The organism is Streptomyces sp. NPDC001851 (assembly GCF_040297165.1).
Lineage (GTDB): Bacteria > Actinomycetota > Actinomycetes > Streptomycetales > Streptomycetaceae > Streptomyces.
The window spans coordinates 50,786-74,138 of sequence record NZ_JBEOYR010000040.1 but is presented as its reverse complement, the minus strand read 5'-3'; the positions used below and the strand labels follow the sequence as shown (position 1 = coordinate 74,138).

16 protein-coding genes and 3 pseudogenes are annotated in these 23,353 nt (G+C 68.2%); 6 read left to right on the top strand and 13 right to left on the bottom strand.

All coding sequences use genetic code 11. The features are described 5' to 3' along the window. Positions 1-343 precede the first annotated feature (343 nt). Positions 344-2,806, bottom strand: a complete 2,463-nt coding sequence (locus ABT171_RS38395; protein ID WP_267893359.1) for a TniQ family protein — start codon at positions 2,804-2,806, stop codon at positions 344-346. Between the two features lie 1,130 nt (positions 2,807-3,936). After that, positions 3,937-6,192 (bottom strand): pectate lyase-like domain-containing protein, encoded by a 2,256-nt coding sequence (locus tag ABT171_RS38390; RefSeq protein WP_503078593.1) that lies wholly within the window; start codon positions 6,190-6,192, stop codon positions 3,937-3,939. Positions 6,193-6,512: 320 nt separating this feature from the next. Here ABT171_RS38390 and ABT171_RS38385 point away from each other — a divergent pair. The 4 genes and pseudogenes from ABT171_RS38385 to ABT171_RS38370 form a co-directional block, all read left to right on the top strand. Next, positions 6,513-6,922 (top strand): annotated as a pseudogene (locus ABT171_RS38385) (substrate-binding domain-containing protein); the annotation flags it as partial. Between the two features lie 298 nt (positions 6,923-7,220). Then, on the top strand, positions 7,221-8,576 hold the full coding sequence (locus ABT171_RS38380) for a beta-1,3-glucanase family protein (RefSeq protein WP_351251100.1): 1,356 nt from the start codon (positions 7,221-7,223) through the stop codon (positions 8,574-8,576). 409 nt (positions 8,577-8,985) lie between these two features. After that, entirely contained in the window at positions 8,986-10,092 is a 1,107-nt protein-coding gene (locus ABT171_RS38375; protein WP_351208777.1) for a lectin, read from the top strand. A 27-nt stretch (positions 10,093-10,119) separates the two neighbouring features. Next, positions 10,120-10,887 (top strand): NPP1 family protein, encoded by a 768-nt coding sequence (locus tag ABT171_RS38370; protein WP_351208776.1) that lies wholly within the window; start codon positions 10,120-10,122, stop codon positions 10,885-10,887. A 319-nt stretch (positions 10,888-11,206) separates the two neighbouring features. Here ABT171_RS38370 and ABT171_RS38365 read toward each other — a convergent pair whose 3' ends face one another. After that, positions 11,207-11,833 carry an isochorismatase family protein gene (locus ABT171_RS38365; protein ID WP_351251098.1) on the bottom strand — a complete coding sequence of 209 codons (627 nt, stop codon included), beginning with the start codon at positions 11,831-11,833 and terminating at the stop codon, positions 11,207-11,209. A 170-nt stretch (positions 11,834-12,003) separates the two neighbouring features. Between ABT171_RS38365 and ABT171_RS38360 the strand changes: the two genes are divergently transcribed. Further along, entirely contained in the window at positions 12,004-12,528 is a 525-nt protein-coding gene (locus tag ABT171_RS38360) for a MarR family winged helix-turn-helix transcriptional regulator (protein WP_234379095.1), read from the top strand. A 329-nt stretch (positions 12,529-12,857) separates the two neighbouring features. Here ABT171_RS38360 and ABT171_RS38355 read toward each other — a convergent pair whose 3' ends face one another. The 7 genes and pseudogenes from ABT171_RS38355 to ABT171_RS38325 all read right to left on the bottom strand — a co-directional run bounded on the left by ABT171_RS38355 (position 12,858) and on the right by ABT171_RS38325 (position 18,465). Beyond that, the gene (locus tag ABT171_RS38355; protein ID WP_067051784.1) at positions 12,858-13,361 is read right to left on the bottom strand and encodes a PhzF family phenazine biosynthesis protein; all 504 of its coding nucleotides are present in this window, start codon (positions 13,359-13,361) and stop codon (positions 12,858-12,860) included. A gap of 19 nt (positions 13,362-13,380) precedes the next feature. Then, positions 13,381-13,467, bottom strand: a pseudogene (locus tag ABT171_RS38350) (phenazine biosynthesis protein PhzF); the annotation flags it as partial. Positions 13,468-13,668: 201 nt separating this feature from the next. Then, positions 13,669-15,288 carry an amidohydrolase gene (locus ABT171_RS38345; RefSeq protein WP_351251095.1) on the bottom strand — a complete coding sequence of 540 codons (1,620 nt, stop codon included), beginning with the start codon at positions 15,286-15,288 and terminating at the stop codon, positions 13,669-13,671. Positions 15,289-15,876: 588 nt separating this feature from the next. Further along, positions 15,877-16,077, bottom strand: a pseudogene (locus ABT171_RS38340) (alpha/beta fold hydrolase); the annotation flags it as partial. A 22-nt stretch (positions 16,078-16,099) separates the two neighbouring features. Next, positions 16,100-16,645 (bottom strand): hypothetical protein, encoded by a 546-nt coding sequence (locus tag ABT171_RS38335; RefSeq protein WP_234379096.1) that lies wholly within the window; start codon positions 16,643-16,645, stop codon positions 16,100-16,102. A gap of 96 nt (positions 16,646-16,741) precedes the next feature. Further along, positions 16,742-16,996: a putative antibiotic biosynthesis monooxygenase gene (locus ABT171_RS38330; protein WP_351251093.1), complete on the bottom strand. Its 255-nt coding sequence runs from the start codon at positions 16,994-16,996 to the stop codon at positions 16,742-16,744. 14 nt (positions 16,997-17,010) lie between these two features. Further along, on the bottom strand, positions 17,011-18,465 hold the full coding sequence (locus ABT171_RS38325; protein ID WP_351251104.1) for a carboxylesterase/lipase family protein: 1,455 nt from the start codon (positions 18,463-18,465) through the stop codon (positions 17,011-17,013). 135 nt (positions 18,466-18,600) lie between these two features. On the opposite strand from ABT171_RS38325, the gene ABT171_RS38320 reads away from it, so the two are divergent. Further along, positions 18,601-19,557, top strand: coding sequence for an Lrp/AsnC ligand binding domain-containing protein (locus ABT171_RS38320; protein WP_351251091.1), 957 nt, complete (start codon positions 18,601-18,603; stop codon positions 19,555-19,557). A 30-nt stretch (positions 19,558-19,587) separates the two neighbouring features. Here the strand turns inward: ABT171_RS38320 and ABT171_RS42050 are convergent, their stop codons facing one another. The 3 genes from ABT171_RS42050 to ABT171_RS38310 form a co-directional block, all read right to left on the bottom strand. Continuing rightward, positions 19,588-20,172 (bottom strand): hypothetical protein, encoded by a 585-nt coding sequence (locus ABT171_RS42050; RefSeq protein ID WP_503078595.1) that lies wholly within the window; start codon positions 20,170-20,172, stop codon positions 19,588-19,590. Positions 20,173-20,689: 517 nt separating this feature from the next. After that, positions 20,690-21,868, bottom strand: coding sequence for a Gfo/Idh/MocA family oxidoreductase (locus ABT171_RS38315; protein WP_233273165.1), 1,179 nt, complete (start codon positions 21,866-21,868; stop codon positions 20,690-20,692). A 232-nt stretch (positions 21,869-22,100) separates the two neighbouring features. After that, positions 22,101-23,318, bottom strand: coding sequence for a cytochrome P450 (locus ABT171_RS38310; RefSeq protein ID WP_351251089.1), 1,218 nt, complete (start codon positions 23,316-23,318; stop codon positions 22,101-22,103). Positions 23,319-23,353: the final 35 nt, after the last annotated feature.

Here is a 23,353-nt window from a genome sequence, read left to right as displayed (position 1 = left end):
TGTGACCAGGATTCTTAGTTGGCACTAACGCACGATGTTGACCTGCAGTGATGCCAACTAGCCTCACGGACCTTCCTGCCAGTTTCAGAAGGATAGTTGGCACTTTTGTACACCGCAGGTCAGGAGGGGTTCCAGGCGCATCGGCCGCCTATGAGGCGGTCCTGATCCCTCGCCGTCGCGGGCTGGCGAAGCGTGCATCGGCGCCGTCGCGACGTCCTCGGCAGCGGCCGACAGCTCGTCCCCGCTCCAGGGCAGACCAGCCGTCCCGCTGCGACGGAGACAGCCATGAGGACTTCGTGACCATCCAGGTAGCGCCGCGGGCGGCCCTGCTCCTCTTCGTGGCTCAGCCGAACAGGTTGGCGTGCGTCCCAAGGTCCGTCGATGAGCCCTTTTGTTGCGCTCCTGTTGAGGTGACGCCCATTCGGTGCCGCCTGTGTTCCCTCTTGTCGGCGCGGGCGCTGACAGCATCGATGGCGTGGCGGGGCCAGTCCGACTCGCCCTGAGTAACAGGGATGGCGGGGAGCAGCTGGCGCAGCCGGACCCACACCCCCGCCTCGGTCCATTCGATGAACCGTCGGTATGCGGTTTGACCCGAGAGTCCGAACCCGAGTGGGAGTTGCGTCCAGCCGCAGCCCGAGGTCGCAGTGAACACGATCGCAGCCAGGCTCTCCCGGTCGCCATGGCGTGGGGACGTGATAGCCGGTTTGCGTTCAGGTGTTGTCGGAACCACTTGTTGGAATAGGCTCCACAAAGTGTCTGGCACCATTTGTTCGACGGGGTCCGTCAACTCACGGACCGCACGGCCCGGTCTCGCGGCCCACGACATCGCTTCGAGACCCTCTTGTGCAATTTTGTCATGGTTGGCGTTGGAGGCCAAGTCTGTCTCGTCACGGACGATCTGCAACACAGGGACGGCCAGGTCAAGCTTGTGATCGCATGAAGTCGCAAGGTGTTCTGCATACAGCCGGAGTCTGCGACGCAGCCTCAGGCTTGGACCTCTGAGCCCGTCGCTGAGCCTGCCCAACCTGCTGGCGAGTGGCTGGGTGTCCTCGCCGCGTTGTCGAAGGTCGAGCACTACCGGGCTGCGCATGCGCTCGCCTTGGGTGGCCTCAGCCCAGATGAGGGCCGAACCGATCCGCGTGTCTGCGTTCTCCTTCAGCCGATCCAGCCTGGGAAGCCCGTCACACATGGCGCGCCAGTCGTGTACAGGCAGGCGCCAAGACGCCAGCCGTCGGCGCCGATCGGCATAGTCAACGCGCGGCGCGGTCGCATCCAGGTGTTTCGCAATCTGTTCGACGACGTCTTCGAAAGCCGGCCAGAGCCCGAGTCCGTCCAGGTGGCGTCCAAGGTATTTGAGAGTGCGCTCGGCAAGCTTCTGCTGCATGCCCACCGCGGCCGCGCATTCGGCCCAGGTTGTGCCTGACACCAGCTCCGCCAGTCGCAGGGATGCGGCCCGACGTAGGTGACGTTCGATCGCTGCGTCGCCGCTCGGCAAGAGCGTGATGAAGGCGGCAAAGTGCCGTTCAAACCACGGCCGGGGCAGGAAAGAGGGGATCTCTTCCACTCGGTATCGATGCTGGGTCGAGACGGTGCGCAGGTTGCGGCGGAGGGGAAGCCCATGGATACGTCGGGCCGTGGCACGGGCGAGGGCCGCTGAAATGTCGGCGCTCCTGCAGATGCCTCCGGCGTAGCTTCTTGCGCGGCGGTACGCTTCGCTGGCAAGTGGCTGAACACGGGCCCGGAGCGCGCCGAGTTCGCGATCGCCCAGGAGCGCATCGGCTCCGAGGAGTAGGGCACCGCATATCAAGGAATCGTTGGGGGCAACCTTCGCACCGCGGTTGCTCCGTACTCCGCGTCCCTGATGTTCGGCCGTGAGCTGCGCGATAACGGGTTCTGCGTGTGCCTGGACGAGAGCTGCCAAGTGAGAGGAAGGGAGGAACTCCGCGCCCAGCGGCCACGTCAGTTTCATGAGGTGGGTGATCGCGATCAGGTCCGAGAAGTAGGACTTGTCGGGCATGGCGTCCCTGCCCCACCCGCGCTCTTGCGGAGAGAGGTAGTCCAGGACGCGCTGTTGCAGGCTCAGGAGCTGATCCAAGTCGTCGTCGGGTAGGCCAGTGCCGATGCGGGAGTTGAAGTCGTCCAGTCGTGCTCTGCACAGCACGCTCCGGGCTCGCTCCGCGCTGTCGGACCGGTCGCCGGTGTGACGGGGAACAGTGTTCCGACATTCCAAAGGGTGTAGCCCGGTCAGCCCGGCGTTCTTGATCAGAGTCGAACGGCCGTGACCGGCTGCACCGCCAGCCGCATTGAGCGGAAGGTTGCATGCCGGGCAGAGGTATTCCAGCAGGCGACGGTGGCGCAGGCAGGCAAAGACGACTGGAAGATGCCAGAGCAACTGCCACCCTCCGCCCAGGGATTGCTCGACCGCCCTGGTGTCCCCCCTCAGGCAGTCGGGACAGTAGCGGCTGGAGCGGGTCATCGCCCAATTGACCGAAGCGGCAGATCCGATCCTGTTGGTACTCGTGCGGAGCCTGCTCAGTGGCGGATAGGTCTGGGTGAATCGTCGCAAGGTCAGACCGTCGGCTTCGTGCTCGGTCAGGCGTGCGGTGAAGGCGAACTGTCGCAGCGTCTCCTCGCGGATGGTTCGAAGGCAAGCGGAGGAGAGGCGACGCTGCCGCACGTCCAGGCCGCACAGCTCCGCGATTCGGACGGGCGAGCGATCCAAGCGGTAGGCCGTGCGGAGCAGGAAGCCCGGCAGGGACTCGCCTTCCAACGGCTCGAGACTTCGCGGCAGCCGTCGGGGTGTCACGCTGCTGCTCTCCCCTTTCCGTAACGCCCAGGGCCAGCAAAGTGCCGTCCGGTCGGACCTCCGCGGCAACGGCGCCACAAGTCAGCCAAGGTTCGGAGCACTTCCCTTCTCTCGCGAACAACGGCAGCGCGTGGCGGCTCTCCAAAGGGCCGGAGGCATTTCTGTCACGGCACGGATCCCAGCAGCTGCACAGTCAACCAGCACGCCAACCACTGCACGGTCAGCTCCGCCCACAACATCATTCGTATGCGTGACACGCGAACGAATGACCGACTTCAACGAGGGCGGACACCGTACCGTCGTCGCACTCTTGAGATTCGGACCACGAGGCAGAGAAGGTCAAAGGATTCGCGAGTGAACTCGACGGATTTTACGCGACGATGGCGCCACGGAGCGGCCACGCCCTCGGATCCTGCCTGGTCGGATGCGTGTCATCTCGCGGCCGAGCTCCGGCTGATGCGGCGGAGACGAACCGTCTAGGCCTCGGTCTCCGCAGCATCCTGGCCAGGCACATCATCTTCCACTGGAATCGGATGGGATTCAGCCCCGACCAGCAAGCGATCTGGTCCCGCGCAGACGTGAAGCACTCCTCGGTCCCTGAGTCAGCGGTGGTACAGCAGCTGCTTCGCCCGCTTTGGTCACGGGGCTATGGGTCTACCTTCAACCGCAGAATGTGGACAAACCCGACGCGGCCCTCCAGCTTTCCGCCGTGGCAGGTCTGCGACACCTGGTGGCGCACGTCTGTGGACACCTGCTGTGCGCCAGACTCATCTTGGGGCAGGTACCGGTGGCGCGGGACGTCCCACCGCGGAAGTGCATCGCGGCCACGGCCCCCGAGTCAGGTCGGGATCTCGACCGTTTCGCCTTCGGCGAGGATGCGGTAGGCCCTGGCGACCGAGGGGCGTTGCTCTGGTTCTTGCCCCGAGGTGCTGACGCGCTTCTGGGCGACCGCCTGTGAACCGGCCCAGGGGAACAAATGAGCCTGTGGCCGCCCTGCGTGTCCGGCGCCCGTGCCACCTCGACGCGGGCGCCGGACGGGTCTCCTTGTCCGGCCGGTCTGCCCGGCCCACGTCACCCGCAGAGGGCACGGACAAGTTGCACCCTGTGTGCCGTCGGGTCCGTTGCCGGACTTACGGATAGCTCACCAGGTACGCCACGTTGCTGCTGGGGGTTACCTGATTGCCCGTGTTGTCGATGATGTGGTTGATGGTGCCGTCGCCGCCCAGGACCGTGGTGACCATGCTGTGGAACTTCACCGTGGACGTGGTGGGTGTCTCGATGGCATGGCCGAGGACGACGGAGGGGTTGTCGCGGAGGTAGGCGTAGACACCCACACCCCATGCCTCGTGTGAGGTGACCGAGTTGGCGACCTTGTAGGAGGCGTAGCCGAGGTCGCCCCCGCTGGTGGTCCAGGCGGACTGGTCGGGCACGTCGTAGGGGGTCTCGCTCTGGTAGAAGTACGTGCGGCCGCCGTTGCCGTTCCAGGTGGTCTGGTACTTCTGGTAGTGCTCGACCGCCAGGCCGTACATGGTGACGTTGTTGCCGTTGACCATCAGCCCGTTGGCGGCCGGGTTGGTCGTCCAGCCGACGCCGTTGGTGTGGTCCGCCCGCCACAGCCAGAGGTCGTCACCGATGACGTCGTTGCTGTTGATCACCAGTGACTGGGTGGCCTTGCCGGCGATGTCGCCGCCGATGCGGAAGAACACGTCGTGCAGCACGATCGGGTCGGCGGTGTGACTGGCAGTCGAGCCGGTCGGGCCGACCTGCATGAGGGTGTTGGAGTTGGTGGTGTTCGCGCTGATCAGCAGGCCGGCGATGTCGATGCCGTCGACATCGGCGGTCGTGATCGCCGTGACGCCGTTGTCCGGGACGAGGGTGGCCAGGCCCAGGCCGAGGACGACGGTGTCGGGGCGGGTGATGTTGAGCGGGGCGGACAGGTGGTAGACGCCCGGGGTGACGATCAGGTTCTTGCCGGCGGCGAGCGCGTTGTTGATCGTCGTGGCGGTGTCACCGGGCTTGACGATGTAGAACTGGCTGATCGGCAGCGAGGTGCCCGGGGCGCTGCCGTTCGTCCAGTCCGGGCCCTGGACATTGGTGCGCACCGAGGGGACGAACACCTGCCAGTTGCCCGAGCTGTCGACGTAGATGAACGGCTTCTCGCGCATCACCGGGCTCTGGGCGACGGTGGTGTACTGCGGATTGGGGAAGCTGGTCGCCGGGGCGCCGGTGTCGCCGACGAAGACCATGTTCCAGTTGTGCCCGGTCCAGCCGCCGTTCATGGCGGTGTCCTGGGTGAGGAACTGCTGCTGGGTCCCGGAGTTGATCTGGCCGGAGACCCGCGAGTCGCCGATGTAGCCGCCGCTGGACCAGTTGGTGCTGGTGCCGTGGGTGTCGTCCCACAGCTTCATGCTGCCGTGCACGTCCATGCGCCGGAACGGGTCGGCCTGCGAGACGGCCCACATGGTGCTGCCCGAACTGGGGCTCACCGACATGTTCTCGGTATCGCGCCAGAAGTTCTGGGTGGCGTTGCCGTCGCTGGTGTGACCCTCGACGTGCACGCCTCCGCCGGTGATGGACACCTGGTCCGGTGACAGGCCGAGTCCGGCGACCTGGGTGTAGTAGCCGACGGGTATGTCGACGTTGTAGGTGCCGGGGGTGAACAGCAGGGCGTTGCGCTGGGTGCCGAACTCGTTGTTCTGCTGGGTGCTGTAGACCTGGTTGATCTTCGACTGGATGGTGGACGTCGGCATCGACGGGTCGAACACCGTGACGTTGGGGCCGAAGTCCGGGGTGCCGGCCGGCGGGGTGATGCCGGCGGACAGCGAGAAGGACTGGGCGGCGGTGCCGTTGCAGGTGTACTGCTGCAGCTGGACGCTGTCGGCGGTGGACGCGGACGGCACATCGAGGCACTTGCCGCTGTTGCGGTTGACGAAGTGGTACGTCCCGGAGGCCTCCGCGACCGGCAGCCACTGCTGGTTGGCGCCGCCGCCGTAGAGCCACAGCTGGGTCAGCGCGCCGTCGGCGGTGGAGACGCCGGTCTCGTCCCAGACCTGGTCCGGCGCTGAGGCCACGCCGATCCGGTAGTAGCCGCTGTCGGTCGGGGTGAACTGCCAGGACTGCGCTCCGGTGCCGTTGCAGGCGTACTGCTGCACGGCTGTGCCGTTCCCGGTGGCACCGCCGCTCGCGTCGACGCACTTGCCGCTGCCTGCGTTGACGACGGCGGTGGGAGCGGTGGGGATGCTCGCGGCGGCGGCACTCGGGGCGGTAGCCAGCGCGATACCGGCGGCGGCCGGCAGCACGAAGGCTGTCGTGAGGGCGGCCGTGCGTCTGCGCCGACGGGGTGCGCGGACGCGCGCGGCGGGAACGGCGGCGGGAACGTCGGTCACACGTTTCTCCTTGGTCGCGATGTGGGGGCGCGATGCGGATCGGACGCTAGGGGCAGCCCGCCCGGCCGTCAATACATCAAAATATAAGGCGTGAATTATCTTGGTCATCGGTGGGTTCGGTGAGGGCCCCCAGGGGAGGTGTGGTCCGCCGCGTCCCGTGGCTGGGCCGACCAGGGGCAGTGTCGGATCGGCCCTCTTGGGGGCGAGGCGCAGAACCGGGGATCGTCGTGCACGGGTACGTCGGGGCGCGACGGAGTCCTTCGCGGACACCCCGGCCGCTGCCCGCACCTCGGCACCCTGCTCGACGCGGGCCTCGGCCATGCGGCCCGTTGGACGTAGCGGCGAGCCGGGAACGCCTGGCCGGGTTCCGCGACATGCTCGCCCCTCACGGCCGCCCGAACGTCCCACTCGCCGAGGGCGGCTTGACCTCGACAGCGGTATCGCGGCCATGTCGGACTGCTGGACCGCCACCCGGACGCGGACGGCGTGTTCGCAGCCAACGACCTCATGGCCCACGGCGCCTGCCAAGTGCTGCGCCGGCGCAGCCGCCGGGTGCCCGAGGACGTGGCCGTCGTCGGCTTCGACGACGCCGGTATCGCTGTCACCTGCCGTTCTCGACTGGCCACGTCCGCCGGCCGGTTGAGGAGAGGGCGGCGGAGCTGACCCGCTGCTCGACGAGCACACCCACGGCGCACTCACAGACGCGACGCCGGTCGTCTCCGAGCCCTGACTGGTGGGTCGCGAGTCGGCGTGACGGCGCGGTTAGGTCCATACCGGATGCGTCAAGGGATGTAAGCAGAGTCCGACTTGGGGCTGATCGGGCGGTCGGAAGCCGAATGCGCCGGACGCGCCACACGCGACACCGGAGGCGAGATCAGTGCCGTGTCGTCGACAGGGCCGCAAACCCGACTGATTTCGGCTTCAGTTGTTGACGGCTGACACCGGTAGGACTACAACCCGAGAGAGCGCTCTCATGTCTGCTGTTGCTCCATCCCCACGCATGCCGGACCGGCTTGAGGAGACCCCACATGCAGAGTTCCGCCGGCGCACCCACCCGCAGACCGCCGGTCGGCGCCGCACGCCCACGCGCGGCCCTCGGCCTGGTCGTCGCCCTGATCGCCGCCTGCTTCGCAGTCCTGGCACCGACGCCCGCGCGCGCCGCCGACCAGTTACTGTCCCAGGGCAGGCCCGCCACCGCCTCCTCGACCGAGAACGGCTCCTTCCCCGCAAGCGCGGCGGTCGACGGCAACACAGGCACCCGCTGGTCCTCGGCCTTCTCCGACCCGCAATGGCTGCGGGTCGACCTCGGATCCGTCCAGCAGCTCAGCCGTGTCACCCTGAACTGGGAGGCCGCCTACGCGACCGCCTTCCAGATCCAGACCTCCACCGACGCCGGCACCTGGACCACCGTCTACTCCACCACCACCGCCGCCGGCGGAACGCAGGACATCGCCATCTCCGGCAGTGGCCGCTACGTCCGCCTCTACGGCACCGCGCGGGGCACCCCGTACGGCTACTCCCTGTGGGAGTTCCAGGTCTACGGCCCCGGCGGCACCACCCCGCCGGACGACTTCTGGGGCAGCACCAGCGACATCCCCCCGGCGAGCAACGCCGTCGAGGTGAAGATCCTCAACCGCACCAACGGCAAGTATCCCGACAGCCAGGTGTACTGGAGCTTCAACGGGCAGGTGCACTCCATCGCCGAGCAGCCCTACCTCGACATGCCGGCCAACTCCGCGGGCCGCATGTACTTCTACCTCGGTTCGCCCAACAGCCCGTACTACGACTTCATCGAGTTCACCGTCGGCAACAATGTCTTCAACGGCAACACCACCCGGGTCGACGCCTTCGGCCTCAAGCTGGCCATGCGCCTGCACAGCAAGGACGGTTACGACGTCGAGGTCGGCGAGAACCGGCAGACCTTCGCCGAGGACCGCGCCACCACCTTCCAACGCTTCACCGACGCCGTTCCGGACCAGTTCAAGGTCCTGGCCCAGGCCCAGGCCCCGTACCGGATCATCGCGCCCGGCAGCGACCCCAGTTTCCGCGCGGGCGGCGCCAACGCGAACTACTTCACCGCCTACGCCCAGTCAGTGGGCGTGAACGCGGCCACCTCCGACATCTTCGGCTGCGCCGCCTCGCTGGCGGGCAATCCCGACATGTGTGCCGCCCTCAACCGCCACGTCGCCACCCTGCCGGCCTCCGAGCAGTCCGACCCGGCCCAGTTCTACACGGCGGCACCAGCCAACTACTACGCCAAGTTCTGGCACGACAACGCCATCAACCACCTCGCCTACGGCTTCCCCTACGACGACGTGGCGGGCCAGTCCTCCTTCATCTCCCACGCCGATCCGCAATGGCTCCTGGTCGCCGTCGGCTGGTAGCCGATCCGGTGGCACGGACAGCGAACGCATGCTGATCCCCTGACTGGCGGGTCCGGCGGGTCGCACGACCCCGCCGAACCCGACGGCCCCGTATCCGTCGCCCCCGCATGCCCCGTTCCCCGGACGGAGGGCGCAAGGTGGGACCACCCAGCACACCGATCACACCAGATCGCCCGACAACCGCCCGAGTCGCAGAGGCTTCCGCGCTCTCGGCGCCACCGTCGGCGCGACCGCGGCTCTTGGCCGTCTGCCTGTCAACTACCTTTTCACTAGGCTTACTTCACTACTTGACGAAAGCAGTCGCCCCCCTTTAGGTTCTCGGGTCAGCCACGCGTTGTACGACGCCTCCCTCCGTTCATGAAGTGAGGCGTCGGCCGCCACCCCCCATGTGAAAGGCCACCCCCCTCTCATGGCCCGATCCCTTTCCACAGCCGCCCTCACCGCCGCACTGGGTCTCTCCGCGTGCCTGCTCACCGCAGCCCCCGCCCAGGCCGACACCGGGGCCATCACCGGGCTCGCCGGCAAGTGCCTCGACGTCGCCGGGGCCAACTCGGCCGACGGCACGCCCGTCCAGCTCTACGACTGCAACGGCACCAACGCCCAGCAGTGGACGGTCGGCACCGACGGCACCATCCGCGCCCTCGGCAAGTGCCTCGACGTGACCGGCAATTCGACCGCCGACGGCGCCAAGGTGCAGCTGTGGTCCTGTACCGGCGGCGCCAACCAGAAGTGGACCGTCACCGCCGCCCACGACATCGTCAACCCCCAGGCGGACAAGTGCCTGGACGTCACCGACAACAACTCCGCCAACGGCACCCGGACACAGATCTGGAGCTGCAGCGGCGGCGCCAACCAGAAGTGGAACGCACCCGCGAGCGGCGGCGACAGCACTCCGTCCGGCTTCGTGGTGAGCGAGGCGCAGTTCAACCAGATGTTCCCGAACCGGAACTCCTTCTACACCTACAGCGGACTCACCGCGGCCCTCAGCGCCTACCCGGCCTTCGCGAACACCGGCAGCGACACGGTCAGGAAGCAGGAGGCCGCCGCCTTCCTCGCGAACGTCAGCCACGAGACCGGCGGACTGGTCTATGTCGTCGAGCAGAACACCGCCAACTACCCCACCTACTGCGACTGGGGCCAGCCGTACGGCTGCCCCGCCGGACAGGCCGCCTACTACGGCCGCGGACCGCTCCAGCTCAGCTGGAACTTCAACTACAAGGCGGCGGGTGACGCACTCGGCATCGACCTGCTCAACAACCCCTGGCAGGTGGAGAACAACGCCTCCGTCGCCTGGAAGACCGGCCTGTGGTACTGGAACACCCAATCGGGACCAGGCAGCATGACCCCGCACAACGCCATGGTCAACAGCGCCGGATTCGGCCAGACCATCCGCAGCATCAACGGCTCCCTCGAATGTGACGGCAAGAACCCGGCCCAGGTGCAGAGCCGCGTGGACGCCTACCAGCGCTTCACACAGATCCTCGGGGTCTCACCGGGCAGCAACCTGTACTGCTGACGCCGGCCGCCCCGACAAGGAGCCGTAATGCCCAACGTGAAGTCCCTTGCCAAGGGCCTGCTCGCAGCACTCGGTGCGATGACGCTCGTCGTGGCCGTTCCGGCGAGCGCCCACGCGAACGTCCTGCAGTTGCTGCCGCAGAACGCCGACGGCCTGGAACAGACCTTCTCCCCCGCCTACGACTACGACGGCGACGGCTGCTACGCCACCGCCGCCATCGGCGCCGACGGCACCATCAACCCCGGTCTGAAACTCGGCGGCGACGTCAACGGCCACTGCCACGACTACGCCCAACTCGCCAACGCCAACACCTACTCACGCGAGAAGTGCAACAACGGCTGGTGCGCCGTCATGTACGCCAGCTACTTCGAGAAGGACCAGGCCACCTACGGCCCGGCCGCCATCGGGCACACCCACGACTGGGAACACGTCGTCGTGTGGATCAACAACAACGAGGTCCAGCACGTCTCGGTGTCCCAGCACACCAGCTACCAGGTGGCCGCCCGCTCCGCAGTCCGCTTCGACGGCACCCACCCGAAGATCGTCTACCACAAGGACGGCCTCTCCACCCACGACTTCCGCTTCGCCAACAGCAACGACGAGCCTCCCGAGAACGTGACCGGCGGCTGGTTCTACCCCCGCCTGGTGGGCTGGAACGGCTACCCAGCCGACTTCCGGGACAAGCTGATGAGCGCCGACTTCGGCGAAGCCACCCTCAAGATCAAGAACGGCGACTTCGCCTACGCGCTGGCACACTCCATGCCCTCGGGCATCCCCTTCGATCCCAACGCCTGACCTGCGGAACAGGGGGTAGCGCCGCATCCAGCTTCCTGGGCGTCCGCAAGTTGAATCCCCAAGGCACAACGTGGCTGACGCCAAGGGCTCCGTCCTCCCGCACCGACGCTCAAGCAACGGAGCCCACCATCGGCCAGTGCACGAACGCCCACCGCAACGCATGGACCCGAGCGACCCTTCTTCGGACGTTTCTACTTCACCTGCGCTGGGCGACAGCGCCTACGCGGCCCGCCTCGACGGGCCTGACCGGCGTGAGGTCCTCGTCCCCAAGGCAACCTGACCGGCATCGCGCAGCCGCACTTGCGACCGGAACGAGCTTCTAGGCCCGGTTGGCCGCGGAGATCTGGCCGACCAGGACGGCGAAGGGCATGTCGAGGGCGCCGTAGACGGCAGCGGACTCCGGGGCCGCGTTGTCCGCCAGGGCCTCGACCATGAGGGTGGCATAGTCGGAGACGATGACCCCCGCCTGCTGCATGCGCAGCAGTCCTGCCTCGCGCTTGTCCTGGCTGAACGTACCGGATGCGTCCACAGCAACGTACGCGTCGTACCCGGCGGCCGTCGCGGAGATGGCGGGCAGCGCCGCGCACACCTCGAGAGACACCCCGGCGAAGATCAGTTTCCGCCGACCGGTGGCCTCGATGGCCTCGCGGACCCGATCGTCGTGCCAGGCGTTGACCGTGCTGCGATCGATGATCTTGTATCCGGCCGGCAGTGCCTTGACCAGCTCCGGGATGGTCGGCCCCCACATGCTCTCCGCAGCGGTGGTGGTGACGACCAGCGGGATGCCCAGGACAGTCGCCGCCCGCGCCATGGCCACCACGTTGTGCTTCAGTTCGCCGAGCGGGATGTCCCGGACGCCGGACAGAAGGCCCACCTGGTGGTCGACGAGCACCACGGCGGCGTTCTCCCGGGTGATCGGTTCCAGAAACTTGCTATGCGCGCTCATCTTCCGCTCCTTCGGGTAGGGCCGCAGTGGATTTAGTCATCAGTGTTGATAGTCAATATCAGTGACTACTTTGACGCTACGCCCCGGCCTTTCGCAGCGCAAGCGCCGGTCGGTCATGCGGGATTCGCGTGACGCCGTCCGAGCCCTGAGGCAGGTGAATAAAATCGCTGGTGACCCAGCACAGCGGCGGACGCGCCGGGACAGGAGAGGCGTTGGACGGGCACCACACCACGGAACCGGACCTCGGCATGCTCGCCGCCCGGGTCCTCCTCTCCGTCCAGCGCGAGCTGTTCTCCGCGCTCGCCGAGCAGGGCTTCGATGACATCCCGCCCCGCACCGGCGCCGTCCTCGCCTATCTACGCACCGACGGCATCCGTGCCAGCGAGCTCGCCCGCGCCTCCGGACAGCACAAGCAGGTCATCGGCACCGTCATCGACGACCTCGAACGCCTGGGCTACGTCGAACGCAAACCCGACCCCGCGGACCGCCGGGCCAAACTGATCTGTCCCACAGAACGCGGCCTGCTCCAGATGGAGGCCGCCGCCTCCATCATGCGCACGATCGAGGAACGCCACGCCAGCGCTCTGGGCACACAGGAGTACGCCACTTTCAAGCAGGCCCTCCTTCGCGTCGCCGAATTCCAGCGCGAGGTCGAGCACGACCATCAGGCACCGGGGGGCCGTCAGGACGGCTGAACGACCAGTCGACGGCTGGTCTCGGCACCACGTTCATCGGCGCCTGCGATGAGAGCCGCCACGAAGGTGCGGTGAGGTCGCCTCCCCTGGCCCCGGCGGCTCGTGACCGCTCTTCGAGTCCGTCGTCGAGCTCTCCAACCACGGAAAGGTGCTGGACCGCTTCCTCGAACTGTGCGCGTCGCAGATGTTCATGTACGGGGAGCAGAACAACCCTCAATCGTGCCCCCGACACTGGCCGAAGGCGGCGCCGCATCGCCGAGCTCAGCCACTGCGCGCACTTCCCCTGTACTCCAACGCACCGCCGATGTGGGCCCGCCTCAGCGACTTCGTCACCCGCGCCGACCGCTGATACAGCCGGGGTACTCCGATCCCGGCTGCGGATCCCATGTGCCGTCGAGCGGGATTCCGGCGGCCGTGGCGATCCGGTCGCGCGATTCAAGGATTCGGGTCTTTAGCGCCGGGAGGTCCACGTCCACCAGCGCGCCGTCGCGTTTGACCACGCGGCTGGCGACGAGAACGGTGTCCACCAGGCCGGGACGGCCGACGCTGACGATGGTGCCAGCCGGGTCAGTGACCGGGAAGACGGTCAGGTCGTCGGCGCGCAGAAGGGTGAGCCACTGCCCGACGGCGGCGTTCATGCTGCCGCACGCCGGGTCCTCGTGCACACCGGCTCCGGGGGCGAAGATGCGCAGCTCGAAGTCGTACTCGGATCCCTCGGGATAGGCCCCGATCGCGCCGACCATGGCGTCCGGGATGAGGGAGAGGTCGGGTTCGAGGCCGAGGACCTCCTTGGCCGTGGCTAGCTGGTCGCGCCAGGCGCTGCATCTCCTCATCGCTCAAGCCGGTCCCGTCCAGGACCACCGCGACCGGATTGCCGCCGTAGGGGATCGTGGAGAACACGTCGACCTGTGCGAACGAGCGAGTGCGCGGCGTGGTCATCGAGGGCCTCCCGGTAGCGGCTGCGGCGGATTCTGTGCGTCTCGCGCCCGGCGGAAGCAGGTGGGTTCATCCAACGGGCACGCGCGCGGCCGGGACATGGCCACTGACACAAAGTGGACTGATCATCACGGGCAGTTGGCTACCGCGGGCGCTTGTGCCCGCGGTAGCCAGGGGCTCGGGGGCCGGCACATGCTCCCCCGCCTATCGGGTTCCGGAGGGAGCGACCAGGCGACCGCCGACGAAGGTGTGGGTGGGGTGCAGGTCGCGCAGGGCATCGCCGGGGCAGTGGGCGGGCTCTTGGTCCCAGATCGTGAAGTCAGCCCAGCGGCCCGGGGTCAAGGTGCCGCGCAGATGGGACTCGCCCGTGAGGTGGGCCGCCCGGGTGGTGTGCAGGGTGAGGGCCTCGTCGTACGAGATCGCGTGCTCGGGACCCTTCACTCCGATGACCGTCTGCCTTGTGGTCATGCCCCACACCGAGCGCATCGCGCCGAACTGGCCGACCGGGAAGTCGGAACCCGCGCTGACCTGGGCACCCAGGTCGATCCAACCGCGGGCCGGAAAGAGGCGGGCGACGCGTTCCGGGCCCCAGAAGCCCTCCTCGACCTCGGCGGTGTCGTGCAGCAGGGGCTGCTGGATGGTGACGGGGATGCCGAGGGCGACGGCGCGGGCGCGCTGCTCGGGGCCGGCGAGGCCGCCGTGCTCCATGACCAGGCTGCCGGCGGGCAGGCCGGGGTTGCGCTGCAGGACGCGTTCGTAGACGTCGAGGAGGGTGCGGACCGCGCGGTCGCCGTAGGCGTGCGTGCCGACCCGCCAGCCGCGCCGGACCACCGCCTCGACCGCCTCGACCAGCGCGTCCGGCTCCCAGATCAGCATCCCGGAGAAGGAGTGGTCACAGGCGTACGGCTCCTCGGTGGCGCCGGCCTCCAGGCCGCCGTCGAGGCCGAACTTCACGCCCCACACGGACAGGTATGGGTCGGAGTTGTCGCGCCACTCCTCCATGGTGTCGAGGAGGTCCTCCACCTGGGCCGCGCTGGTCATGCCGAGCGCCGAGATCAACGCGCGCACCCTGATGTGCAGCGCGCCCGCCTCGCGGGCGGCTTGGAGCACCCGGTAGTCCTCGGGGGTGACCGCGCAGTCCCGCACGGTACCGATGCCGGTGGCGGCGTAGTCGCGGGTGGCGATGCGGAGTCCTTCGATGCGCTCGGCCCGGTCAGGGGCTGGGACCAGGCGCTCCACCAGGTGCAGGGCGTTGTCGATCAGCCGGCCGTCCAGCTTGCCGTCGGCGTCACGGCCGATGGTGCCCCCGGGCGGTACGGGGGTGTCCTCGGTGATGCCCGCGAGGCGCAGCGCGTAGCTGTTGACGACGTCGTTGTGGCCGCCGCGCTTGACCAGGACCGGGTGCCGCTCGGTCGCCGTGTCGAGTTCAGCCGCGGTGGGCATGCGGCGCTCGGCCAGGTTGAGTTCCTGCCAGTTGGTGGTGGTGCGGATCCACTCGCCCTCGGGGGTGACCGCGGCCCGCTGCCGGATCAGGTCGAGGAACTCGGGGATGGTGCGGGCCTGGTGGACGGGGACGTCCTGGGCGCCGAGCGCGGCGAAGATCAGGTGGGTGTGGGTGTCGTCGAAGGCAGGCAGCACGGTCGCGCCGGGCAGGTCGCGGACCTCGGTCTTCTCGGTGACCAGGTGGTCGAGACCGTGCGGGTCGACGGACACGGCCGCGATCCGGTCGCCGCGCACCGCCAGGGCCCGCTGCGGGACCTGGCCGGGCACCAGGGTGTGCACCGCGCCGGCGCGGATCAGCAGGTCGGCTCCGTGATCAGACATCGTCTTCTCCCTCAGCTCGCAGCGTTTCGAAGGTGTCGCTGACGAGACTGTTGTAGAAGCCGTTCGGTAATTCGCCGCCATATCTGGATCGACTGCGCAGGAAACACGCCATGTGTGCACCACGATATACGGATCATGCGCCAACGTCGATCGGGACGGACGCAGGAGCGCAGCCGCTCCGCTCGCATCGTCCCGTGATCCCTGAGGCGGGGCGGTCCGGCCTGGGGCTGTGCGGACGCACCGCCGTACGTCGCGTCACTCCCTGTACGCCGATCGCGCCTGCGCACGACGGGCGTGCGCAACTCGGTGTGCTTGGCGCCGTTCGCTACTGAATCCGCCGGCCCTTTATCGCTGTAGCTGGGGGAAGACCACGCGGAGTGTCTGGACTCGTCTGTTGCGGCGGATCATGAGCCAGGCGAGGGTCGGCGGGCAGGGATCGGGGACGCCGACGGGGTTGGTGACGTCCATTTCCCAGATGGTGACGGAGTGGCTGGCCACGACGTGGCGTAGATGCTGGGTGATGCCCTTGTCCCGGTTCTGCCGCACGGCTGGGAAGGGGTGGCAGCGTTCGCCCGGCGTGCTCAGGACGCCGACCAGCACGGTCGGGCCGTCCTGGGCGTCGAGGATCAGCTTGGTGGCGGCGACGTCGCCGTCGAGGGAGAGGGTGGGGTTCTGCACGACGGTGACGGTGTAGCCGTCGGCGGTCAGCAGGTCGTAGACCCCCTTCCAGCCCGAACCGTCGACGAACCCGCCGTGGACCAGGACGACGTTCCTTGCTTCAGTGCTCATGTGTACGCACTCCTTCGGTGGACTACGGCGACTGCTGCGGTACGACCGTGACCGGCGCCTGGGCGGCCTGCAGGCGCGCCTCGGCGCGGGCGGGATAGACCTTCGTGAAGACGGCGGGGCCAACGAGGCCGATGACATGGGCGGCGATGCCCACCCAGGCAGGGGCATCCGCCGCGCCCGCGACGGCCAGGCTGACGCCGATGAACGTGAAGCCGGTGCCCCACGCGCTGGTGATGTGGTTGTTGACGCGGAGGAACTCCGGCATGTCCCAGAACTCACGCGGCGTCTGGCGTTTGGCGATGCCCAGCGTGAAGGGGCGGCGGATCGCCAGCGTCCCCCAGGCCGTGGCGGCCAGCCAGGCGAAGGAGAGGACGTCGGTGTGGTGCGACAGGGACGAGTGCGGCCGTGCGACGGCGACGGCGCCGACCAACACGAAGTACACGATGGTGCTGGCCTCCAGGATCAGCGCGTCGAGGTCGACCCCGTGACGGCGGTCCTGGAGCAGGAGCAGCAGCCCCGAGGCGAACCCGCTGACCGCGCCCCAACGCCAGTCGACGAAGCCCAACATGTGACGCCCGTCACACATAGCCGCCTGGGTTCTTACCGCTGTGAAGACGCGATGGCCGGCGTCCCACGGGTGCGGGACACCGGCCATCGGCCGCGTTCAGTGGGCGGCGGCCGTGTGCAGGGCCTTGGCGTACAGGGTCTTCCAGAGCCTTCCGGCGCCCGGCATCACGAAGAAGACGAGGAGCGCGATGGAGGCCAGGGTGAAGGGGAATGGGCGTACCCACTGGTTCCAGTTCGCGAAACGGTCGCCGATGGTCAGGGAGTACAGCCGGTCCGAGGAGTAGATGGTGACCAGCAAGGTGAGGAACTCGGCCCAGTGAGGCATGGTCGGCGTGCGGAAGATGTGCTTCATGACGGTCTCCTCTCTCAGCCGAAGTGGCGGATGCGGGCTGCGGTCGCGGGCGCGTAGGGCAGCCAGTCGCTGGTCGTTCCAGTGGTGACGAATTCGGCGACGGCGGTTGCGAATTCGAGGCTCAGGGTGCGCTGGGCGTCGCCGGCGCCGGCGAGGACGGGGCTGCCGGGGTAGGCGTCGAAGGTGTTGAAGAGGAAGGGCAGTTCGGCGCAGTGGGTGGCGCCCAGGGCGTACGGGTCCTCGGCGGGGGCGTAGTCGAACTGGTAGACGTAGGTGGTGTTGCCGCCGGCCGCGTGATGGTCGGCGATCTCCAGCGAGCCGTCGCGGAAGAGGCCGTCGGTCTGCACCGAGGTGAAGATCTGCGCCGGTGTCGCCTGCGGGAGGCGGGCGGCGTGCTGCTGGTAGACGTCCTGGGCGGCCTGTCGGCCGACCTGGGCGGTGAGGACGTCCAGGGCGGTTTCGGTGGTGAGGTTCTGGATGCGGGGGTCGAAGGCGAAGAAGGCCGTCGCTTCGTCGCGGGTGGTGCCGATCAGCAGGGTCTTGCCCTCCAAAGCGCCGTCATTGAGCGCCTGTTGCCGGGTGCGGGGCATGCCGGGGGCACCGAGGACCGGGTACATCGGCGGAGCCGCGCTACCCGGAGCCGCGAGCTGGACGGAGAGCCGGCCGTAGGCGTCCAGCAGCTGCTCGGCCGGCAGGGCACGCAGGGCCTTCGCGGCATCAGTGCCGACTGGGATGTCCAGCAGGCGCAGGTAGGCGTCGGCGTTCTCGGCGGCCTGGTGCGGATCCTGTGGGTTCAGGCCGAAGGGGCCGCTCTGCAGCAGCACCCGGGTGATGGACCCGTTCGTCTCGGGGTCGAGCGCGAGCGACAGGGCCGAGTACGCTCCGGCGGACTGCCCGCCGACGGTGACCGTGCGCGGGTCGCCGCCGAAGGAGGCGATGTTGTTCTGCACCCAGCGCAGCACGGCGGCCTGGTCCTGGGGGCCGAGGTTGGCTGCGCCGATCTGCGGCAGGTAGAGGTAACCCAGCGGTCCCACCCGGTAGTTGGCGGTGACGACCACGATGTCGCCCAGCGCGGCGAGGCGGCCGCCGTCGTACCAGTCCCAGCCGCCGGAGCCGCTGGTGAAGCCGCCGCCGTGCCACCAGAGCAGGACGGGTCGGGCCGCACCGTCCGCCAGCGCCCGGCGTGGAGTGAAGACGTTGACGGTCAGGCTGCCGTCCTCGTTCCAGTCCGGCACGCGCTGCCCCTGCACCTTCTCCAGCCGGGAGGCCGCCTGCGGAACGGAGGGGCCGGCCTTGGCCGCGTCCCGCACGTCCGTCCAGCCCGGGTGCGGCTGCGGCGGCGCGAACCGCAGCTCGCCGACCGGCGACGCGGCGTAAGGGATTCCCCGGAAGGAGACCGCCTCGCCCTCCGCGACTCCCCTGACCTTGCCCCGGTCGGTGTCCACCACCGTGTGCTCGATGCCGGTCATCGTGCTCACCTGCTCTCTCGTCTCGGTTGCTCTGAGACGTTTCTAAGCCGAGGCGAGAATCTGAGCCAGAAATGACCATCTGGATCGAGGAAAAAGGACATAGGATCTCGGTCTGTGGAGAGAGTGCGCCATCTGTTGAATGAAACGGACAGTCGGATCGCCGCCGCGATGCTGGCCGCACCACGCGCCTCGTGGCGCACGGTCGGCCGGGTCCTGGGCATCTCGGAGCGCACTGTCGTACGCCGGGCTGCACCACTGTTCGGCGACGGGACGCTGCGGGCCACGGCCGTACGCAACCCTGTGCACTTCCCCGAGCTGATTCCGCTGGCCCTGCGCATCCGCTGCCGGCCCAACCGGATCAGCGCCATCGCCGCCACCCTCGCCCGCCGGCCCGACACCATCTGGGTCGACGTCCTCGGCGGCGGCGACGAGATCTGCACCATCCTGTTCCTGGACGGACCGGACGCCCGCAACAACCTGCTGCTGCGCGACCTGCCCGCCACCCCCGCGGTCCAGTCCTGGACCTCGCACGTCCTGCTCCGGGTCTTCCCGGCCGCCTTCGACTGGAGCGGCGGCCTGCTGACACAGACCGAACTGACCAGCCTGCGGCCCGACCTGTCCGCGGCACCTACCCGCCCCGTCCTACAGCCCCTCGACCACCAGCTGATCACCGCACTGATCGAGGACGGCCGCGCCCCCTACACCGACCTCGCGCGCCGCGCCAACACCACCGCCCTGACCGCTCGCCGCCGGGTAGAGGCACTGGTCAACGGCCAGGTACTCAGACTCGCGACCGAAGTCGATCTGGCCCGGCTGGGCGTCCGGACCGAGGCACTCCTGTGGATCACCGTCGCACCTGGCGGACTGGAGGAAACGGGCCAGCAGCTCAGCCGCCACCCACAGGTCCGCTTCGCTTCCGCCACCACCGGCTCGGCCAACCTCCTTGTGGCCGTCGCGGCAACCGACCTCGACGCGCTCTACCACTTCCTGAGCGAGACCATCGGCGCCCTAGAACACATCACCACCCTTGAGGTCACCCCCATCCTGACCGGTGTGAAGAGAACCGGCCTGGTCCGCCCGGGCAGCCTCTGAGCCGATCACAGGTTCCGGGTAGGCAGGACCTCACGTCCGTTCGGCTGCGGACAACGGACAAGAACAACCCCTGTCAAGGACGAAGCCGATCACCCCGCCCTCACTGATCAGCACCTGATCCAGATCATGCGGTGGCCGGGATGCCGAGGTCGGCAAGGAGGACGCGCGATCGCCGCACAGGCTGCCGGGTCGGACCAGACGGGTGGTATCGGCGCGGCGGGCGAGGTCTGTGTAGAGGCTCGTCCGTCTTCGACCGGCGCGGCGATCAGCTGCTGGTCGAGGGGCAGGACAGTGGAGCGCGTGGGAGCGGTGGGTGTGTCCGGACGGAGGACAGACAGCTCGGTTTCCGAGAGCAGGCCGCCGCTCCTGTCGAAGGCGGCCGGGAAGACCCGGAGCAGGACGTGCGGTGGCGGCGATGACGCTGATCCGGTTGGGCCGGCAGCGGATGCGCAGGGCAAGCGGAATCAGCTCGGGGAAGTGCACGGGGTTGCGTACGGCCGTGGCCCGCAGCGTCCCGTCGCCGAACAACGGTTCAGCCCGGCGTACGACGGTGCGCTCCGAGACGGCCAGGACGCGGCCGACCGTGCGCCACGAGGCACGCGGAGCGGCCAGCATCGCGGCGGCGATCCGACTGTCCGTTTCATCGAGGCGATGGCGCACTCTCTCCATGTTTGGAGATTCCATGTCCTTCATTCGCGTTCAGAAATGCTCTTGATGGCTCAGATGGAGGCTTCCGGGTAGAAAAGATGCAGAGCAACGGAAACGAAAGGTGAGCGCCGTGAGGGGATCGCCGAGATAAGTCCATGAGGGGCGGCGGGGTGATCTTGAAGCCCTGAGCGCCCGGAGTCATCTCCAGCACTGGCGCGGGAGTCGGTGCCATGTGGGGAGAGGAAGTCGCCGACCCAGTTGATGCTGGTAAGCAAGGCGTCGAGATGGTCGGCCATCCATGAACCGGCGGCGTGGAGAAGGTCGGATTCCTCTGAGCCGGTGAGCGTGATGACCTGGATATTGCCCTGGTATGGCCAGCTCTCGACGGGGCCGTGGTACGTCTGGTAGCCGCGGGGAACACCGGAACCGTGGCATTCTCGCGAGGGCAAAACGGTCGAGCTCCCGACCCGACTCACTTCGGGGCCTACGAGCCTTGCTCTGTGAGTGTGACCTTCCGGCCCGCGCGCGCCGCCTCTCGGATCCGCTCCAGCATGCGGTGTCGCCGGACGGCGTGCCGGAAGTCGGGAACGCCCTCCTCATCTGGCGCAAGGTTCCCGGTGATCTGGTCGCGCAGAAGCGCGTACTCGTGGGCGACGTTGCAGGCGGGCTCGGTGGATCGCTCGGTCCATTGCGTCAGCGACCGCTGATAGCGGGCGGGAACCGCTAGCTCGGCCAACGTGCCGTCCTCTCCCCGGGCTCCGCTGAGCCGCAGCCCCCCGTACCACCACTGAGCCTGGTCGGCCTTGACGACGAGATCGCCGTCCGTGCCGTTGATCTCCCAGTGAAACGCGGTGGCGCGTGAGGTCCCACCGCGGATGTGCATTGCGGCTACGGCCCCCGACTCCAGCACCCCGGTGACGGCGATCTGGTCCTCTGCAGTCTTGGCCGCGACCGCCCCGCTCGTGACGTGGGTGACCTCCGGGCGCAGGTTTTCGATGAGAGCCGACACCTCACGGAACTCCCCGAGCACCATGGTCAGCGCGTCGACCGAGTGCCCGAAGGGGATCGACAGCAGCGTGGCGCCGCTGGTGACGTCCAGCACGTACGCATAGTTGTCGTCGTAGGTGGCGCCGCCGATCCAGCCCGACCCGAGCATGCTGGTCGACAGCACCCGCCCCACGTAGCCGTCGGCGACCAGGTCCCGCAGATACCGCAGTGGCGGAGCCGACCGGGCCTGCAGGCCGACGGCCGTGAGCACACTCCTGCGATGCGCGAGGCCGGCCAACTCCTCGGCCTGCGCGAGGTCGGCACCGAGCGGCCACTCGCTGAACACCATCTTTCCCGCTTCCAGCGCGGGACGGATGAGCTCCAGGTGATGCGGAACCTTCACCGTCACCACCACGAGATCGACTTCCTCACTGCGGGCCAGCTCCTCCGCGCTGCCGTAGGCCAGCGGCACCGCATACTTCTCGCCGGCCGCACGCGCGGATTCGGCGCTGCTGGCGCTCAGCGCCCGCAACTCGTATCCATCGAGCCCGGCCAGTGCCGGCACATGGGCAGCGGCCGCCCACCCGCCGCTCGCGCTCAGACCCACGACACCGACGCGGATCGGCTCCCGATGAGGGGAAGTGGACGTCATGTGCGCCCCGGCGTTCGCGGTCATCTGCTCTCTCATCTCAAAGCGGCCCATAGCCATGGAGGACACGGTCTGAGCAACACGGTCAGTTACACGTCGATCGGCTTGCCGTTCGTTACAGCGGAACCTCACTCGGCGAGCTCGCTCCGCCGCGCCCTGCCCAGCGGCACGTCGGTGCCTCCGAACCGGCCGAGGAACAACCGAACGAACGACCGGCGCTGCTCTACTTCGCGTCCTGGGGCGAGGCGATTCATCGCGTCTACGGCGACGGGGCCAGCTCGATGGGAAGGTGCCGGGGGCCCCGCAACACGGCGCTGTTCCGGTAGGGAGGAGGGTCTTCGACCAGAGTTGCGGTGGTGAGATGGGGAAGGAGTGCTCCCAGGGCGATCTGGGCTTCGACCCGGGCGAGGGGTGCGCCGTAGCAGATGTGGACGCCGCTGCCGAATCCGAGGTGCTGGTTGTCCCGGCGGGTGGGGTCGAACCGGTCGGGATCGCGGAATCGCTTGGGGTCACGGTTGCCCGAGGCCAACACGAGTAGCACGGGTACGCCCTTGGGGATGGTCGTGCCGGCGACGTCGACGTGGGTGAGGGGAATACGCTCCAGCAAGTGGACGGGGGGCTCGTAGCGCAGCAGTTCCTCCACTGCGCCAGGAAGCAGGTCGGGTTCACGGCGCAGGCGCGCCAGCTGGTCGGGGTGGCGCAGCAGGGTGAGGACGCCGTTGGTGATCAGATTGACCGTGGTCTCGTGTCCAGCGACGAGCAGCAGCACGGCGGTGGCCGCCAGTTCCTCGCGGGTGAGCCCTCCGCTCGGGTCCGGGTCGTTGACGAACGCGGACAGCATGTCGTCACCCGGGCGGCCGCGGCGCTGCTCGGCGAGGTCCACCAGGTAGCGGCCCATCTGCGCCCGGGCCTGGTTGCCGGCCCGTTGGCTCGTGCCGAGGTCCTCACCGGGCCGGATGTCGCCGGAGTCGATGATGGCGTTGGACCACTCGCGGAAGGTCGGCTCGTCTTCGCGCGGTACACCAAGGAGTCGGCAGATGACGGAGACGGGCAGGGGATAGGCGAAGTCGTCGACGACGTCGACTCGCGTACGGCCCTGGAGCGACTCGATCAGTTCGTCGGTGATCCGGGTGATCTCGTCTCGCATCGCGTCGATCCTGCCCGGACTGTGCGGGGGACCGAACGGCCGTGTGGCCAGACTGCGCAGCCTGCGGTGTTCGGGGTCATCGAGCCGGATGAAAGGGCGGGGCTCTTCCTCATCCGCAGGCAGGCCGCTGTACGTGCCGGCGCGGTTGCGGCGGTCCGAGCTGAGCCGTGGGTTGTGGAACAGGGCGACAATGTCGTAGTACCCGCCAACCAGGTAGCTGCCGTCCGTCTGCCGCGCCACGCCCGCCTCGCGGAGTTCCGCGTACAGCGGGTACGGGTCGGGGCGGTTGGCGTAGTCGGTGATCCGCTCCAGCAGGGTGTCGACAGCCATCGACGGGCTCCTCGTGACAGGGAAGAACGGAAGGG

Bases quoted from the DNA above. Each gene is read 5' to 3' on its own strand.
- ABT171_RS38370 (WP_351208776.1), top strand. From the start codon at position 10,120: ATGCCCAACGTGAAGTCCCTTGCCAAGGGCCTGCTCGCAGCACTCGGT.
- ABT171_RS38355 (WP_067051784.1), bottom strand. From the start codon at position 13,361: ATGAGGAGATGCAGCGCCTGGCGCGACCAGCTAGCCACGGCCAAGGAG.
- ABT171_RS38315 (WP_233273165.1), bottom strand. From the start codon at position 21,868: ATGACCGCGAACGCCGGGGCGCACATGACGTCCACTTCCCCTCATCGG.
- ABT171_RS38345 (WP_351251095.1), bottom strand. From the start codon at position 15,288: ATGTCTGATCACGGAGCCGACCTGCTGATCCGCGCCGGCGCGGTGCAC.
- ABT171_RS42050 (WP_503078595.1), bottom strand. From the start codon at position 20,172: ATGCTGGCCGCTCCGCGTGCCTCGTGGCGCACGGTCGGCCGCGTCCTG.
- ABT171_RS38325 (WP_351251104.1), bottom strand. From the start codon at position 18,465: ATGACCGGCATCGAGCACACGGTGGTGGACACCGACCGGGGCAAGGTC.
- ABT171_RS38375 (WP_351208777.1), top strand. From the start codon at position 8,986: ATGGCCCGATCCCTTTCCACAGCCGCCCTCACCGCCGCACTGGGTCTC.
- ABT171_RS38365 (WP_351251098.1), bottom strand. From the start codon at position 11,833: ATGAGCGCGCATAGCAAGTTTCTGGAACCGATCACCCGGGAGAACGCC.
- ABT171_RS38335 (WP_234379096.1), bottom strand. From the start codon at position 16,645: ATGTTGGGCTTCGTCGACTGGCGTTGGGGCGCGGTCAGCGGGTTCGCC.
- ABT171_RS38330 (WP_351251093.1), bottom strand. From the start codon at position 16,996: ATGAAGCACATCTTCCGCACGCCGACCATGCCTCACTGGGCCGAGTTC.
- ABT171_RS38380 (WP_351251100.1), top strand. From the start codon at position 7,221: ATGCAGAGTTCCGCCGGCGCACCCACCCGCAGACCGCCGGTCGGCGCC.
- ABT171_RS38310 (WP_351251089.1), bottom strand. From the start codon at position 23,318: ATGGCTGTCGACACCCTGCTGGAGCGGATCACCGACTACGCCAACCGC.